This window comes from Amycolatopsis sp. NPDC059235, assembly GCF_042754125.1.
Classification (GTDB): Bacteria; Actinomycetota; Actinomycetes; order Mycobacteriales; family Pseudonocardiaceae; genus Amycolatopsis; species Amycolatopsis albidoflava.
This window is the reverse complement of record NZ_JBHZAG010000140.1, coordinates 1-16,580: the sequence shown is the minus strand read 5'-3', so window position 1 is coordinate 16,580 and position 16,580 is coordinate 1. Positions and strand designations below refer to the sequence as shown.

14 protein-coding genes are annotated in these 16,580 nt (G+C 67.7%); all 14 read right to left on the bottom strand.

Annotated features, from left to right (window positions below; genetic code table 11):
* Positions 1–127: 127 nt before the first annotated feature.
* Genes nuoN through ACFXI3_RS44570 form a run of 14 tightly spaced genes read right to left on the bottom strand, consistent with a single transcriptional unit; the run spans position 128 to position 15,928 of the window.
* Complete coding sequence (gene nuoN / locus ACFXI3_RS44635) at positions 128–1,693, bottom strand: NADH-quinone oxidoreductase subunit NuoN (protein ID WP_378408113.1); 1,566 nt, start codon at positions 1,691–1,693, stop codon at positions 128–130.
* Positions 1,694–1,705: 12 nt separating this feature from the next.
* Positions 1,706–3,259 (bottom strand): NADH-quinone oxidoreductase subunit M, encoded by a 1,554-nt coding sequence (locus ACFXI3_RS44630; protein WP_344288285.1) that lies wholly within the window; start codon positions 3,257–3,259, stop codon positions 1,706–1,708.
* 1 nt (position 3,260) lies between these two features.
* A complete protein-coding gene (gene nuoL / locus ACFXI3_RS44625) occupies positions 3,261–5,168 on the bottom strand; it encodes an NADH-quinone oxidoreductase subunit L (protein WP_378408111.1) in 1,908 nt (635 codons plus the stop codon).
* A gap of 13 nt (positions 5,169–5,181) precedes the next feature.
* Complete coding sequence (gene nuoK, locus ACFXI3_RS44620; RefSeq protein WP_033291119.1) at positions 5,182–5,481, bottom strand: NADH-quinone oxidoreductase subunit NuoK; 300 nt, start codon at positions 5,479–5,481, stop codon at positions 5,182–5,184.
* Positions 5,478–6,356, bottom strand: a complete 879-nt coding sequence (locus ACFXI3_RS44615; RefSeq protein WP_344288280.1) for an NADH-quinone oxidoreductase subunit J — start codon at positions 6,354–6,356, stop codon at positions 5,478–5,480. The genes nuoK and ACFXI3_RS44615 overlap by 4 nt, the downstream gene beginning before the upstream one ends.
* Entirely contained in the window at positions 6,353–6,898 is a 546-nt protein-coding gene (gene nuoI, locus ACFXI3_RS44610; RefSeq protein WP_182890363.1) for an NADH-quinone oxidoreductase subunit NuoI, read from the bottom strand. The genes ACFXI3_RS44615 and nuoI overlap by 4 nt, the downstream gene beginning before the upstream one ends.
* On the bottom strand, positions 6,885–8,231 hold the full coding sequence (gene nuoH / locus ACFXI3_RS44605; RefSeq protein ID WP_344288277.1) for an NADH-quinone oxidoreductase subunit NuoH: 1,347 nt from the start codon (positions 8,229–8,231) through the stop codon (positions 6,885–6,887). Before nuoH ends, nuoI begins: the two co-directional genes overlap by 14 nt.
* Positions 8,228–10,732 carry an NADH-quinone oxidoreductase subunit G gene (locus ACFXI3_RS44600; RefSeq protein ID WP_378408108.1) on the bottom strand — a complete coding sequence of 835 codons (2,505 nt, stop codon included), beginning with the start codon at positions 10,730–10,732 and terminating at the stop codon, positions 8,228–8,230. Before ACFXI3_RS44600 ends, nuoH begins: the two co-directional genes overlap by 4 nt.
* Complete coding sequence (gene nuoF / locus ACFXI3_RS44595; RefSeq protein ID WP_378408106.1) at positions 10,729–12,009, bottom strand: NADH-quinone oxidoreductase subunit NuoF; 1,281 nt, start codon at positions 12,007–12,009, stop codon at positions 10,729–10,731. The genes ACFXI3_RS44600 and nuoF overlap by 4 nt, the downstream gene beginning before the upstream one ends.
* A complete protein-coding gene (gene nuoE / locus ACFXI3_RS44590) occupies positions 12,009–12,872 on the bottom strand; it encodes an NADH-quinone oxidoreductase subunit NuoE (RefSeq protein WP_378408104.1) in 864 nt (287 codons plus the stop codon). The genes nuoF and nuoE overlap by 1 nt, the downstream gene beginning before the upstream one ends.
* Positions 12,869–14,200 (bottom strand): NADH-quinone oxidoreductase subunit D, encoded by a 1,332-nt coding sequence (locus tag ACFXI3_RS44585; RefSeq protein ID WP_344288270.1) that lies wholly within the window; start codon positions 14,198–14,200, stop codon positions 12,869–12,871. Before ACFXI3_RS44585 ends, nuoE begins: the two co-directional genes overlap by 4 nt.
* Positions 14,197–14,958, bottom strand: a complete 762-nt coding sequence (locus ACFXI3_RS44580; RefSeq protein WP_378408102.1) for an NADH-quinone oxidoreductase subunit C — start codon at positions 14,956–14,958, stop codon at positions 14,197–14,199. Before ACFXI3_RS44580 ends, ACFXI3_RS44585 begins: the two co-directional genes overlap by 4 nt.
* Before the next feature lie 6 nt (positions 14,959–14,964).
* Positions 14,965–15,513 carry an NADH-quinone oxidoreductase subunit B family protein gene (locus ACFXI3_RS44575; RefSeq protein WP_009072052.1) on the bottom strand — a complete coding sequence of 183 codons (549 nt, stop codon included), beginning with the start codon at positions 15,511–15,513 and terminating at the stop codon, positions 14,965–14,967.
* Between the two features lie 4 nt (positions 15,514–15,517).
* A complete protein-coding gene (locus ACFXI3_RS44570; RefSeq protein ID WP_037818926.1) occupies positions 15,518–15,928 on the bottom strand; it encodes an NADH-quinone oxidoreductase subunit A in 411 nt (136 codons plus the stop codon).
* Positions 15,929–16,580 lie beyond the last annotated feature (652 nt).

Here is a 16,580-nt window from a genome sequence, read left to right as displayed (position 1 = left end):
TTGTCCCCAATTCCTCCCACCCCCCTCCACACCACCCCCCGCGCCGTAGTCACACTAAAAAATCGGGGTGCCAAGCCTCACCACCGGACGCAATGTCGCCGCCAGGCGACGAGCCGCCCAAGCCCAGCTAGGAAGCAAACCCCCCAGCCCCAGCCCAATCCAACGCGAACGCCGGAAGAACCCCCAACACCAACGTAACCACAACACCCAACGCAATAGCCGCAGTAGTAAACCCACCCGGCACAGTCACCGTAGGCCCATCAGCAGCAGGCTCAGAGAAGTACATCAACACAATGACCCGCAGATAGAAGAACGCAGCCACCGCACTAAACACCAGCGCAACGACAACCAACGGCGCCATCCCATCCGACAACGCCGCCGAAAACACCACGAACTTCCCGACAAACCCACTGGTCAACGGAATCCCCGCCAACGCCAGCAACAGGAACGTAAACACCCCGGCAAGCAACGGCGACCGCTTAGCCAACCCAGCCCAAGCGGAAAGATGCGTAGCCTCCCCGCTGGAATCCCGAACCAGGGAAACCACCCCAAACGCAGCCAACGTAGTAAACCCATACGCCAGCAGATAGAACAGCGTGCCCGACAACCCGTCCTCGGTCATCGCAATAGCACCGACAAGCAAGAACCCGGCATGCGCCACCGACGAATAAGCGATCATCCGCTTAACGTCAGTCTGCGTCAGACCCAAGATCGCCCCGAGCGCCATCGAAATAATGGCCACGGCCCACATAACCCCGCGCCACTCCCAGCTGGTCGAGGAAAACCCGACGCTGAGCACCCGAAGAATCGCCCCGAACGCGGCAACCTTCGTACAAGCAGCCATAAACCCGGTAACCGGAGTAGGCGCACCCTGGTAGACGTCCGGCGTCCAGGTGTGGAACGGCCCAACCGACCCCTTGAACAGCAGACCCACCACCAGCAAGCCAAGACCAGCGAACAACAACGTGTCCGAACGGTCAGAACCAGCAGCAGCGTGCGCGATGTCGGCCAGCTTCACCGAGTCCGCGTAGCCGTACAGCAACGCCAGCCCGTACAGGAAGAACGCCGACGAGAACGCCCCCAGCAGGAAGTACTTAACCGCGGCTTCCTGCGAGATCAGCCGACGCCGACGAGCAAGCCCGCACATCAGATACAGCGGCAGCGAAAGCACTTCCAGCGCGATGAACATCGTCAAAAGATCATTCGCCGCGCAGAACGTCATCATCCCGCCGAGCGCGAAGAGCGTCAGCGGAAAGACCTCAGTCTGCGACGTAGTAGCAGCCTGCGCCCGATCCTGCACCGTCCCCGGCCGAATCGCCGCGTGTGCCACGAACGCGCCGCCAGGCTCAACCTTGCGGTCCGCGATGAGGAACACCGCACCAAGCCCGAGCAGCAACAGCGTGCCCCACAGGAACAGCGACGGCCGGTCCACCGAAATCGAGCCGGAGAACGTCGTCGTACCGGCCTTAGAAGCGGAAGCGCCGGTCGCGTAGAGGATCAGCGAAACCCCTGCGGCGATGATCGCGACGAGGGAGATCGTGACCTGGATCCCCCACCGCGTCGCCTTCGGTGCGAACGCCTCCACCAGCACGCCGATGCACGCGACGCCGAAGACGATCAGCATCGGCAGCACGGCCGCGTAATCGACCGAAGGCACTTCCAGCGGCGCTGCCGGCGCCTGCGCCAGGAACATGTCGAGCACGGTTTACTTGCCTCCCTGCACGGCAGACAGCGTCGCCTGCACCGACGGGGTGATCGTGTCGAGCATCGGCTTGGGGTAGAAGCCCAGTCCGATGATCAGGATGACCATGGGCGCGAGAATCGCGATCTCGCGTTTGCCCAGGTCGGTAATAGCCTTGCGAGCGCCGAGTTCCGGCGCGATCGCGGTGCCCGGTCCCCCGCCGACGCCCACGAGAGCGTCACCGCGAACCGGGCCTTGCATGATCCGCTGGTACAGCCACAGCACGTAAGCCGCGGCGAGCACCATGCCCACGGTCGCGAGGATCGTGTACACCGGCTGGTCCACAAAGGACCCCAGCAGCACCAGGAACTCGGAGACGAACGAGTTGGTGCCCGGCAGCGAAAGCGCGGAAAGACCGGCCAGCAACAGCATTCCGCCGAGCAGCGGGGTCACCTTCGCCATGCCGCCGTAGTCCGAGATCTTGCTCGACCCGCCGCGCATCACGATCAGGCCGATCACCACGATCAGCATCCCGGTGGAGAGACTGTGGTTCAGCATGTACGACACCGAGCCGACCATCGCCTGCTCGTTGAAGGTGAAGATGCCCAGCGCGATGAACCCGAAGTGGGCGATCGACACGTAGGCGATGAACCGCTTCATGTCGCGCTGCCCGGCCGCGAGGATCGAGCCGTACAGCACGCCGATCACCGACAGGATCAGCACCAGCGGCGCGAGCGCCTTGCTCCCTTCCGGGAACATCGGCAGGCAGTAGCGCAGGAAGCCGAACGTGCCGACCTTGTCCAGCACGCCGACCAGCAGCACCGCGACGCCGATCGGGGCCTGGCCCGCGGCGTCCGGCAGCCAGGTGTGGAACGGGACCAGCGGCGCCTTGATCGCGAACGCGAGGAAGAAGCCGAGGAACAGCCAGATCTGCGTGCCGGTCGGCGCGTCGCGCACCACCGTCACCAGCGTGGCCCAGTCGAACGTGCCCTTGCCGCCGAGCTTGTCCGAGGCCAGCGAGTACGCCCCGATCGCCGAGGCCAGCATGATCAGGCCGCCGAGGAACGAGTACAGGAAGAACTTCACCGCCGCGTACTGCCGGTTCGCGCCGCCGTAGCCGCCGATCAGGAAGTACATCGGGATCAGCATGATCTCGAACAGCACGTAGAAGAGGAACACGTCGGTCGCCGCGAAGACGCCGATCGTGATCGCCTCCTGCAGCAGGATCAGCGACAGGAACCCGCCGGCGCTGCGGCCCGCGGGCAGTTTGTCGGTGAGCCCGAGCGCGCCCACGACGATCGGCACCAGCAGCGCGATCACCGCGATCATGATGAGCGAGATGCCGTCGGTGCCGAACGAGATGTGGATGCCGAAGCTCGGGATCCAGTCCATCGTGGTGGCCTGCTGGATGCGCTCGCCCGAGGGCGAGTAGCTCGCCCAGAACGGGATGATCAGCAGGAACTCCACAATGGACACGGCGAGCGCCGTGGCGACCGCGGCCCGGTCGTTCCCCTTGAGGAACGCCAGCACCAGCGAGCCGGCCAGCGGCAGCAGGATGAGCGCCAGAAGCCAAGTCATGTCAGGAGAACCTCACCAGCAGAAGGGCCGCGAGAAGCAGGAACGTGCCGCCGAGCATGGACAACGCGTACGACCGCACGAATCCGGTCTGCATCCGGCGCAGCCGCCCGGACCCGCCGCCGAGTGCCGCGGCGAGGCCGTTCACCGCGCCGTCGACGCCGCGGTTGTCCACGTACACCAGCGCCCGCGCCAGCCAGGTGCCCGGACGGGCGACCAGGGTTTCGTTGAGCGCGTTGCCGTACAGGTCCTTGCGCGCCGCGCGGACCGGCCAGGCCACCCGCTCCGGCCGCTCGACCGGAACATCGCGCGACGGGCGGAACAGCCAGACCGCCAGCAGCACGCCGAGCGCGGCCAGCACCAGCGTGAGCGCCGGGACCGTCCACGAAGGAATCGGAGTGTGCTCGGCCTCCGCGTGCTCGCCGACCACCGGGGCCAGCCAGTTCACGAACCGGTTGCCCAGCGCGAAGAACGCACCGGCACCGACCGAGCCGACGGCCAGGATCGCCATCGGGACCCACATGATCGGCTTGGACTCGTGCGGGTGGAAGTCGCGTCCGTCGCTGCTCTTGATGTCCTTCCAGCGCTGCTTGCCGAAGAAGGTCAGCATCATCAGCCGCGTCATGTAGAACGCCGTCAGCCCGGCGCCGATCACCGTCGCGAGGCCGAAAGCCCAGCCACGCCAGCCTTCCTGGCCGAACGCCGCCTCGATGATCGCGTCCTTCGTGTAGTACCCGGTGAGGAACGGGAAGCCGATGATCGCCAGGTAGCCGAGGCCGAAGGTGACGAAGGTGATCGGCATCTTCTTGGCCAGGCCGCCGAACTTGCGCATGTCGACCTCGTCGTTCATGCCGTGCATGACCGAACCGGCCCCGAGGAACAGCCCGGCCTTGAAGAAGCCGTGCGCCACCAGGTGCATGATGCCGAGCGCGTAAATGCCCGGCCCGAGGCCGACCGCCAGCATCATGTAGCCGATCTGGCTGACCGTCGAGTACGCGAGCACCTTCTTGATGTCGTCGTAGGCACAGCCGACGACGCACCCGAGCAGCAGCGTGACCGCGCCGACGAGCGTGACCACCAGCCGTCCGTCCGGTGTCGCGGTGAAGATGACGTTGGAGCGAGCCACCAGGTACACGCCCGCGGTGACCATCGTCGCCGCGTGGATGAGCGCCGACACTGGGGTCGGGCCTTCCATCGCGTCCGGCAGCCACGCCTGCAGCGGGAACTGGCCGGACTTACCGCAGGCGCCCAGCAGCAGCAGGATCGCGATGGCGGTGATCGCGCCCGGCGGGATCTTGCCCTGCGCCACGCCCTCGAAGACCTGCGCGTAGCCGGTCGACCCGACGTACTTGAACATCAGGAAGATCGCCAGCGCGAGCCCGACGTCGCCGACGCGGTTCATCAGGAACGCCTTCTTCGCCGCGGTCGCCGCGGACGGGCGGTTCTGATACCAGCCGATCAGCAGGTACGAGGCGAGACCCACGCCCTCCCAGCCGAGGTACAGCGTCACGAAGCTGTTGCCCAGCACCAGGATCAGCATCGAGGCGACGAACAGGTTCAGGTACGCGAAGAACCGGTACCGGCCCTCGTCGTCGGCCATGTAGCCGATCGAATAGAAGTGGATCAGCATGCCGACGCCGGTGATCAGCAGCACGAACGTCAGCGACAGCGCGTCGATGCGCAGCCCGAAGTCCACTTGCAGCTGGGTCACCGGGATCCAGGAGTAGACCTTGGTGTCGGTGACCGTGTGGCTGTCGGTGGAGAAGAACAGGATCACGGCGTACACGAAGGCGAGCGTGACGGTGGCACAGCCGAGCAGGTGCCCCCATGCTTTCGCGCGTTTGCCGGATAGCAGCAGAACCAGGGCGCCGAGGGCGGGAAGGGCCACCAGCAGCCACGATGATGCGGTCACTCGGTCGTCTCCCTCAGTACTTCAGCAGGTTCGTGTCGTCGACCGAGGCCGAGCGGCGGGTGCGGAAGATCGCCATGATGATCGCCAGCCCCACCACGACCTCGGCGGCCGCGACGACCATCACGAAGAACGCCATCACCTGGCCGTGCAGCCCGCCGTTGATGCGGGCGAAGGTGACCAGGGTCAGGTTCACCGCGTTCAGCATCAGCTCGATGCACATGAACACGACGATCGCGTTGCGGCGGACCAGCACGCCCACCGCGCCGATGCAGAACAGCAGCGCGGACAGCAGCAGGTAGTAGCTCGGGGTCACTTTCCTTCCCCTTCTTCTTCCTCGGCGGGCGCGGCCTTTTCGGCTCCGCCGACCAGTGCGTGCGCGTCGGGCTTGGGGCCCTCGTCCGCGATGAGCTTGCGCTCGCGCATGAGCCGGATCGCCGAGGTGGACTCGATGATCTCCGACAGCGATTCCGGCGCGACCGAACCGTCCGGCAGCAGCGCCGGGGTCGAGACCGAGCTGGCGGTGGCGAACACGCCGGGGCCGGGCAGCGGCGACGGGCGGTCGTGCTGGCCCTGGAAGCGCAGCTTGACCAGTTCGCGCTGGGAGAGCTTGCTCTTGCCGCTGCGGCCGGTGAAGGCCAGCACCATCGCGCCGAGCGCGGCGGTGATCAGCAGCGCCGAGGTGAGCTCGAACGGGAACAGGTACTGGGTGAAGATCAGCCGCCCGAGGCCGCCGGGGCCGCCGCCGGTCTGCTGGTACGGGTCGAGCGGTTTGGCCGGGGTCACGTTCACCATCGCGCGGAACACGCCCGCGGCGATCAGCGCGGCGAGCCCGATGCCGAGCACCGACGCGGCGAGCCGTTGCCCGCGAAGGACTTCGACCACCGAGTCCGAGCTGTCCCGGCCGACCAGCATCAGCACGAACAGGAACAGCATCATGATCGCGCCGGTGTAGACGATGATCTGGGTGAACCCGAGGAACGGCGCGGACTGCGTCATGTACAGCGCGCCCAGCGTCAGCATCGTGAGCACCAGCCACAGCGCCGAGTGCACGGCGTTGCGGGAGAAGATCATCCCGAGCGCGCCCAGCAGCGAGAGCGGGCCGAGGATCCAGAACGCGATGGCCTCGCCGGTCGTCACGGACGCGTCGACGCCGGACGCCGGCGCCTGCGCGAGAAGGGCGGCGATCACTTCTTCGCCTCCTGCTGCTGCGCGTTCGCGGCCAGCTCGGGACCGTTCACGTAGTAGTCCTGCTCGTTGTCGCCGAGCCGCATCGGGTGCGGCGGCTGCTCCATGCCCGGCAGCAGCGGGGCGAGCAGGTCTTCCTTGGTGTAGATGAGCCGCTGCCGGTCGTCGTCGGCGAGCTCGTAGAAGTTGGTCATGGTGAGCGACCGGGTCGGGCACGCCTCGATGCACAGGCCGCAGCCGATGCAGCGCAGGTAGTTGATCTGGTAGTCCGCGCCGTAGCGCTCGCCCGGCGAGTACCGCTCTTCGTCGGTGTTGTTGCCGCCCTCGACGAAGATCGCGTCCGCCGGGCACGCCCACGCGCACAGCTCGCAGCCGACGCACTTCTCCAGCCCGTCCGGATGCCGGTTGAGCTGGTGGCGGCCGTGGTAACGCGGCGCGGCCGGTGCGCCCGCCTCGGGGTACTCCTCGGTCGCGACCTTCTTGAACATCATCCCGAAGGTGACGCCGAATCCCTTGATGGGATTGAGGAAGTCAGTTGCCGCCATCTTCTGTTCCTTCCTGTGCGGCCGCCGCGGTGACGCCGGCCGGCTTGCGCCGCGCGGCCTTCGCCTCCGCCTTGGCCAGCGCCTTCTGCCGCGGCGTCGCGTCCGGGACCCGCAGGTCCAGCGGCGGCAGCGGGTAGCCGCTTCCGGCCAGGTCCACGTAATCCGATTCGGGCACCTTCTTGTCCGGCAGCGCGAGGCTCAGCAGCACGAGCACCACCAGCACGATGCCGACGCCGACGAGGATCTGCGGCCAGCTCCACTGGATCGTCTTGATCGCGACCACGACCACGATCCACACCAGGTTCACCGGGACCAGGACCTTCCAGCCCAGCCGCATGAACTGGTCGTACCGCAGCCGGGGCAGCGTGCCGCGCAGCCAGATGAAGCCGAACAGCAGGATGAAGGTCTTGGCGAAGAACCAGAGGATCGGCCACCAGTTCTGGTTCAGCGCCGAATCGTCGCCGACGAACGGGAACCGCCAGCCGCCGAGGAACAGCGTGGTGCAGAACGCCGAGACGATCACCATGTTGACGTACTCGGCGAGGAAGAACATCGCGAACTTCATCGAGCTGTACTCGGTGTGGAACCCGCCGACCAGCTCGGATTCGGCCTCGGGAAGGTCGAACGGCGCGCGGTTCGTCTCGCCGACCATCGAGATCACGTAGATCACGAAGCTCGGGATGAGCATGTAGAAGTACCAGCCGTGCGTCTGCGCCTGCACGATTTCCGAGGTCTGCAGCGATCCGGAGTACAGGATCACCGCGACGATCGAGAGGCCCATCGCGATCTCGTAGGAGATCACCTGCGCCGCCGAGCGCATGCCGCCGAAGAGCGGGTACGGAGAACCGGAAGCCCAGCCCGCCAGCACGATGCCGTACACGCCGACCGACGAACAGGCGAGGATCACCAGCACGCCGACTGGGAGGTCCATCAGCTGCAGCACCGTGCGGTGCCCGAAGATCGAGACGACCGGGCCGAACGGGATGGCCGACAGCGCGATCAGCGCGGGGACCGCGGACAGCACCGGCGCGAGGAAGTACACCTTGCGGTCGGCGGTGTCCGGGATGATCTGCTCCTTGAACGGGAGCTTGACCGCGTCGGCGAGCGACTGCAGGTAACCGCCGGGGCCGACCCGGTTGGGGCCGGGCCGGTTCTGCATCCGGCCGATCGCCTTGCGCTCCCACACGATCAGGAAGATCGTCAGGACCGGCCCGATCAGCAGGACCACGACCGCCTTGATCAGGACGAGCCACCACGGGTCGTCGGCGAGCAGCCGGGCGCGTTCGGCCGCGTCCGGGTACTCGGCGAGGAACTGCGTGAGCTGCGGGCTCACTGGTCACCTCCGGAGATCTGCACGAGCGCGCCGTGTCCGGCGGCGAGTGCGGCGCGGACGGCCGAGCCGTCGGAGTTGCCGGGCAGCCACACCACGCCGTCCGGCAGGTCGGCGACCTCGACCGGCAGGGTGATCGACCCGCGCTCGTTCGACACCCGGACCGTCGCGCCGAGTCCTTCGGCGGTCTTGGCCGAAAGCCGCGCGACCGGCGGCCGCTGGGTGCCCTTGAGGTGCGGTTCGTCGTCCTGCAGCGAGCCGTTGTCGATCAGCTGCCGCCAGGTGGCGAGCACTGCCTGGCCCTCGCCCGGCTCAGAGCGCCCCAATGTGGCATTGGGTGCGTCAGATGCCCCGAACGCCACATTGGGTGCGTGGGATGCACCCAATGCCACATTGGGGCGGTTGCCGAGGCGAGCGAAATCGGCGGCCGCGGCGGCCGGGGTCTGGGTGAACAGGTCGGCGTCCATCTCGACGGCGAGGGTGTCGAGCACCCGGCCGTCGGACAGGGAGCCGGTGCCCTCCAGCGTGATGTCGAAGTCGCGGCGGCGGCCTTCCCAGTTGAGGTAGCTGCCGGACTTCTCGACCGCCGGGGCGATCGGCAGGACCACGTCGGCCCGTTCGATGACCTCGCTCGCCCGCAGTTCCAGGCTGACTACGAACCCGACGTTGTCCAGCGCGCGGCGGGCCAGGTCCGGGTCCGGCAGGTCGTTCGGGTCGACGCCGCCGACCACCAGCGCGTCCAGTTGTCCGCCGGAAGCGGCCTGGAGGATTCCGGTGACGTCGCGGCCCGGCTCGGCCGGAAGCTCGGCGCCCCACTGCTTGCCGACCTCGGCGCGAGCCGCGTCGTCGGCGACCGAGCGGCCGCCGGGCAGAAGCGTTGGGACACAACCGGTTTCGAGTGCACCCCGGTCGCCCGCGCGGCGCGGGATCCACGCCAGCCGGGCTCCGGTGCGAGCGGTGAGCCGCAGCAGCGCGGAGAACAGACCAGGGATTTCCGCGGCCCGTTCGCCGACCAGGATCACCGCGCCTTCGCCGCTGAGCGCCGTGTCGACGTCGGCCGCGTGCTGCGCGATGCCGTCCACCGCGGCCGCTTCGCCGCCGGGAACGCAGGCCAGCAGTTCGCCGAAGGTCTTGCGCACCGAGGAGGTCGTCCACTGTCCCAAGTGGACAACGCGGGTGCGGTTCTTGCGGGCCGCCTTGCGCAGCCGCAGGAACACGATCGGCGCTTCGTCCTCGGGCTCGAACGCCACGCACAGCACCGTCTTGGCCTGCTCGAGGTCGCCGAACGTCACGCCGGTCTCCGGCGTGGTGCCCACGACAGTCGAGCCGAGGAACGCCAGCTCCTCGTCCGAGTGCGCGCGAGTGCGGAAGTCGATGTCGTTGGTGCGCAAGGCGATCCGGGCGAACTTCGAGTACGCGTAGGCGTCCTCGACGGTCAGCCGGCCGCCGGTGAGCACCGCTGCGCCCTTGCCCTCGCGGGCCTTCAGCAGCCCGGCCGAGGCGATCCGGAGCGCGTCGGTCCAGGACGCTTCCTCCAGCTCGCCGTTCTCGTTGCGGACGAGCGGACGGCGGATCCGGTCACCGGCCTGCACGTAGCGGAACGCGAAGCGGCCCTTGTCGCACAGCCATTCCTCGTTCACCTCCGGGTCGTCGCCGGCCAGCTTGCGCTGGACCTTGCCGCGCCGGAAGTCGGTGCGCTCGGCGCAGCCGGACGAGCAGTGCTCGCACACGCTCGGCGACGAAACCAGATCGAACGGCCGCGACCGGAACCGGTACGCCGCGCTGGTGAGCGCGCCGACCGGGCAGATCTGGATCACGTTGCCGGAGAAGTAGCTCTGGAACGGCTCGCCGCCCGTGGTCCGGGAGGCGAGGTCCAGCACATCGGCGGTTTCCGCGGTGCCGATCTGCTGGTGCGCGCCGCGTTCGAGCAGCGCGATGAACGGGTCGCCGGCCACCTGGTCGGAGAACCGGGTGCAGCGCTGGCACAGCACGCAGCGTTCCCGGTCGAGCAGCACCTGCGACGAGATCGGCAGCGGCTTCGGGAACGTGCGCTTCGTGTCGACGAACCGCGATTCCGCGCGGCCGTGCGCGAGCGCCTGGTTCTGCAGCGGGCACTCGCCGCCCTTGTCGCAGATCGGGCAGTCCAGCGGGTGGTTGATGAGCAGCAGCTCCATCACGCCCTGCTGCGCCTTGTCCGCGACCGGCGAGGTGAGCTGGGTCTTGACCACCATGCCGTCGGCGACCGTCATCGTGCACGAGGCCTGCGGCTTCGGCATCGGACGGCCGCCCATTTCGACCTCGACCAGGCACTGGCGGCACGCCCCCGCCGGGTCGAGCAGCGGGTGATCGCAAAACCGCGGGATGCTCGTGCCGAGCCGCTCGGCGGTGCGGATCAGCAACTCGCCCTTGGGCGCGATGACCTCTTCGCCGTCGATGGTCAGCTTGACGTGGCCCTCGGGGACCGGCGTCTCAGCCGTTTCGGGCTTGTCGGGCGCGATCGTCATGCCTGCGCTCCCACCAGTTCTCGCTTAGCGCTTTCACACAGGGCCAGGAACTCGTCCCGGAAGTACTTGATGCCGCTCTGGATCGGCGACACCGCGCCGTCGCCGAGCGCGCAGAACGAGCGGCCGAAGATGTTGTCGCACACGTCCAAGAGAGTGTCGATGTCCTCTTCGGTGCCGTGCCCCTCGACCATCCGCTCGAGGATCTGCGCCAGCCAGTACGTGCCCTCGCGGCACGGCGTGCACTTGCCGCAGGACTCGTGCTCGTAGAACTGCGTCCACTTCATGACCGCCCACGGCACCGAAACGGTCTCGTTGAAGACCTGGACCGCGGTGGTGCCGAGCATCGAACCGGCCTCGGCCGCGCCCTCGAAGTCGAGCGGGACGTCGAGGTGTTCGGCGGTGAACATCGGCGTCGACGAACCGCCCGGCGTCCAGAACTTGAGCGGGATGCCGTCCTTCATGCCGCCCGCCAGCTCCAGCAGCTCGCGCAGCGTGGTGCCGAGCGGGCATTCGTACTGGCCGGGCTTCTCGACGTGACCGGAGATCGAGTAGATCTTCGGACCAGGCGACTTCTCGCGGCCCATCTCGCGGAACCACGACGAACCGGCGTTGATGATGTACGACGCGCTCGCGATGGTCTCGACGTTGTTCACCGTCGTCGGCGCGGCGTACAGGCCGGCGGCGGCGGGGAACGGCGGCTTGAGCCGGGGCTGGCCGCGGCGGCCTTCGAGCGAGTCCAGCAGTGCCGTTTCCTCGCCGCAGATGTACGCGCCGGCCCCGGCGTGCACAGTCAGCTCAAGGTCCCAGCCGCTGCCGAAGATGTTCTTGCCGAGGTAGCCCTTCGCGTACGCCTCGCGCGCGGCCGCGTTGAGCCGGCGGATGCAGTGCAGCGCCTCGCCCCGGACGTAGATGAAGCAGTGGTGCGACCGCATCGCGTACGAGGCGATGATGCAGCCCTCGATCAGCGAATGCGGGTCCGCCATCATCAGCGGAATGTCTTTGCAGGTACCGGGTTCGCCCTCGTCGGCGTTGATCACCAGGTAATGCGGCTTGTCCTCGTTGGGCGGCATGAACGACCACTTCACGCCCGCCGGGAAGCCCGCGCCGCCACGGCCGCGCAGGCCGGAGTCCTTGACCACCTGCACGAGCTGCTCGGGCGTCGCGGCCAATGCCTTGCGCGCCGCGGTGTAGCCCTCAAGCGCTTCGTAGGTCTCGATGCGCCAGGATTCCGGGGACAGCCAGCGCTTCGTGAGAACCGGAGTGATGGGATCTGCCATTACTTCTTCTCCACTTCGGGAAGCGGAACATCCTGCGCGCCGGGGGCGGACCAGCCGCGGTCGGCCGCGATTTGCGCGCCGCGCAGGGTCTCGACCGCCTGCGACGGACCGTCCACCGCACTGCGGTAAGCGGCCTCGTCCTCCGGCCAGAACCCGGCGAGCTGCCGCTCCGCGCCCTTGAAGTCAGTCAGCGCCGCACCGCGCGTCGGGGCTGGCTTTTTGCCTGCCTGCAACGCATCGACGAGCGCGACCGCCTGCTCCGGCGTCTGGTTGTCGAAGTACTCGTAGTTGACCTGGAGCACCGGCCCGAGGTCGCACGCGGCGAGACATTCCGCGTGCTCCAAGGTGATCGAGCCTTGTTCGCCCGGAGTGCCCGCGGTTTCCTCGTGCCCCAAGGGCTTTTCGGCGGAACCGAGGTGCGTCTGGAGCTTCTTGTAGATGTCGTCGCCGCCCAGCGCCGCGCACAGCGTGTTGGTGCAGACGCTCACCAGGTGCTCGCCGCACGGGCGGCGCTTGTACATGGTGTAGAACGTCGCGACCGCGCTGACCTCGGCGTCGGTCAGGTCGAGGTGCTGCGCGCAGAAGGCGATGCCCTCCTGGCTCACGTAGCCCTGCACCGACTGCACGAGGTGCAGCATCGGCAGCAGCGCCGACCGCGACATCGGGTAGCGGGCGATGATTTCCTTCGCCTCGCGGTGCGTGTCCGCGTCGAAGACGTCCACGGCGGGCGCGTCGGCGAGGATCCCCTCGGCGACGGCCGGGTCGGGCGCGATCGCCGCGACGTCGGTGTCCGAGCCCGCCGCGGCGTACGTCTTCGTCGCGTCGTGCGGACCCGGCTCCGGGACTGCGGTCGGGTTCGTCATCGGTCAACTCCCCCCAGAACCGGGTCGATCGAGGCGATCACGACGACCAGGTCGGCGACCAGGCCGCCCTCGGCCATCGCGGGCATCGCCTGCATGTTCACGAAACTCGGCTCCCGAAGGTGCACGCGCAGCGGGCGGGTGCCGCCGTCGGACACCAGGTGCGCGCCGATCTCGCCGCGCGGCGATTCGACCGGCGCGTAGACCTGGCCCGGCGGCACGTGGAAGCCCTCGGTGACGAGCTTGAAGTGGTGGATCAGGGATTCCATCGACTGGCCCATGATCTTCTTGACGTGGCCGAGCGAGTTGCCCATGCCGTCGCTGCCGATGGACAGCTGCGCCGGCCAGGCGATCTTCTTGTCCTCCACCATGACCGGGCCCGGCTCGGCCATCTTCGCGACCTGCTTCATGATCCGCAGGCTCTGGTGGATTTCCTCCAGCCGCAGCAGATACCGCGCCCAGCTGTCCGCGTCGGTCGAGGTCGGGATGTCGAACTCGAGTTCGTCGTAGCGCGAGTACGGCTCGGTCTTGCGCAGGTCCCACGGCAGGCCCGCGGCGCGCAACACCGGGCCGGTGACGCCGAGTTCGAGGCACGCGTCGAGCGGCAGCACGCCGACGTCCTTGAGCCGGTTGCGCCAGATCGGCTGGCCGGTGAACATCTTGTCGTACAACGGAAGCCGCTTGTCCATGATCTTGCAGAAGTCGAGGACCTTCTCGGCCCAGTCCTCCGGCAGGTCCTGCGCGAGCCCGCCGGGCCGGATGAACGCGTGGTTCATCCGCAGGCCGGTCAGGTACTCCAGCAGGTGCATGGCTTCTTCGCGCTCGCGGAAGCCGAGCGTCATCGCGGTGGTGGCGCCGAGGTCCATGCCGCCGGTCGCGATGAACACCAGGTGCGAGGTGATCCGGTTGAGCTCGAGGAGAAGCACCCGCAGGATCTCCGCGCGCGGCGGAGCCTTGATGCCGAGCAGCTTCTCGACGGCGAGACAGTAGGCCATCTCGTTCGACAGCGGCGCGAGGTAGTCCGCGCGCGTCACGAAGGTGACGCCCTGGGTCCAGTTGCGGAACTCCGCGCTCTTCTCGATGCCGGTGTGCAGGTAGCCGACGACCGCGCGCAGCTGCGTGACCGTCTCGCCTTCCAGCTCCAGCACGAGCCGGAGCACGCCGTGCGTGGACGGGTGCTGCGGGCCCATGTTGATGACCATGCGGTCGTCGTGCTGGGCGTCGCCGAGAACTTCGTCCCAGTCCCCGCCGGAGACGTGGTAGACGGGGCCTTCGGTGGTGTCGCGGACTTCGGCGTACTCGGCTTCCGTCGCTTCGTCGTTGATGGTCACGAGTACGACCTCCGCTGGTCCGGCGGCGGGATTTCCGCGCCCTTGTATTCGACCGGGATCCCGCCGAGCGGGTAGTCCTTGCGCTGGGGGAAGCCGTCCCAGTCGTCCGGCATGAAGATGCGGGTCAGCCCGGGGTGGCCGTCGAAGACGATGCCGAACATGTCGTAGGCCTCGCGCTCGTGCCAGTCCGCCGTCGCGTAGGCCGGAACCAGGGACGGGACGTGCAGGTCGTCCATGTCCATGGTGATCTCGAGCCGGATCCGGCGGCGGTAGGTCATCGACAGGAAGTCGTAGACCGTGTGCATCCGCTGCGGGACGTCCACGCCGTAGTCGACGCCGGTGACCGCCAGCAGCATCTCGAACCGCAAGCCCGGGTCGTTGCGCAGCACCTTCGCGATGTCGGCGAGGTGCTCGCGGCTGACGTAGAAGGTGATCTCGCCGCGGTCCACAGTGGTCTGGAGGATCGCCGACGGCGGGATCTTGTTGTCCGCCAACGCCGCCATGAACTCGTCGGCGAACTCGTCGAACCAGCCGCCGTACGGGCGCTCGGCGGGCGGCGGGCTGTACGCCGGCAGCCGCAGGCCGCCGTAGCCGGAGGTGTCCCCGCTGCCGCGGACACCGAACATGCCCTTGCGCTCGCGCCCGGCGACGACCGGTTCGGCCGCTCCGGGCCCGTGCGCTTCGAGGCCTGCTTCGGGCCGCTCCGCGCTGGACTGCGGGCCGCCGGTTTCGGGAGTCTCTTCGGGGTTCTCAGGCACCGGTGCTCACTTCTTCGCGTACTTGATCGAGGACGGGATCAGCTCGGTACGTGCCCCGCTGGCCGCGCGAATCGCGGCGCGGCGGGCGTTGATCGGCTCGTCCTGGATCTTGGCGTGCAGCTTGAGGATCGCGTCGAGCAGCATCTCCGGCCGCGGCGGGCAACCGGGCAGGTACATGTCGACCGGCACGATGTGGTCGACGCCCTGCACGACGGCGTAGTTGTTGAACATCCCGCCGGACGAGGCGCAGACGCCCATCGAGAGAACCCACTTGGGCTCGGCCATCTGGTCGTAGATCTGGCGCAGCACCGGGGCCATCTTCTGGGTGACCCGGCCGGCCACGATCATCAAGTCGGCCTGGCGCGGGGTCGCGGAGAACCGCTCCATGCCGAAGCGCGCGATGTCGTAGCGCGAACCGCCGACCGACATCATCTCGAACGCGCAGCAGGCGAGCCCGAAGGTCGCCGGCCACAGCGAGTTCTTGCGTGCCCAGTTGACCAGTCCCTCGAGGCTGGCCAGCAGGATGCCGTTGGGGAGTTTTTCTTCCAGGCCCATGGGTTCAGTTCCAATCCAGGCCGCCGCGCCGCCACACGTAGGCGTACGCGAACCCGACCGTCACGATGAACAGCACGATCTCCACCAGGCCGAAGACACCGAGGGCGTTGGCGTTCACCGCGAACGGGTAGAGGAACACCATCTCGATGTCGAACAGGATGAAGAGCATGGCCGTGATGTAGTAGGCCACCGGCATCCGGCCGCCGCCGACCAGCGGCTGCGGCGACGGTTCGATGCCGCACTCGTACGCCGCGGTCTTCGCGCGGTTGTACCGCTTCGGCCCGACGAGCGGCCCCAACAGCACGGAGAACACGGCGAACCCCGCCGCGAGCACGAAAAGCAGAACGAGCGGCAGATACACGTTCAGTCCGGGCGCCGCCGGTCCGGGATCGGCCTGCGCCAGCACGGGCACCATCAGCACGGGGTCTTCGCCATCCTTTCCGCGCCGCTGCGGGTTGTTCTCGGGTGGTGGTCCGAGTTCTCGGTTGCGCACCCTAAGGGAGCTGGGTCACACCGCCGAGGGTCAGGGCGCCCTTACGGCCCGTGTCCGACCCACCACCTGCTTGTGAAATAGTTCACAAGCGACGAGTCGCGGTTGTGAAGCGATTCACAAAGCATGGGGGGAGTGTAGGACGTGAGTCACACTCTTGTCCCGAGGGGTTACGGACTAAGGCGGCCCTAACCTGGCACCCCAGTTCCCCAGGCCCACCCCGGCCCGCAATGGCGAGACCAGCGGTAAAGCCCAATTCAAGAACCGCGCCAGCACTCCCAGGCGACTCGATCTTGTGACGTATCACACTGACCGGCCGGACAACCATTGCTCCACCCGGGTAACAGCAGCTCCGAGAAACCCGTGCGACAGCACGGATAACGCCCCAACCAACCCCCACCGGCGCACCCGCTATCGGGTGCACCCAGCCCCAACCAACCGCCGCCGATGCACCCGCTATCGAGGCACCCAGCCCCTCCCCCGCACCCCGATACGAAGCCTCCCTGCGGTCTGGGGGTGGGTGTGAAGGCCAAATTGACGCCCAGACACACCACCCCACACCCGAAGCACAAAAAAA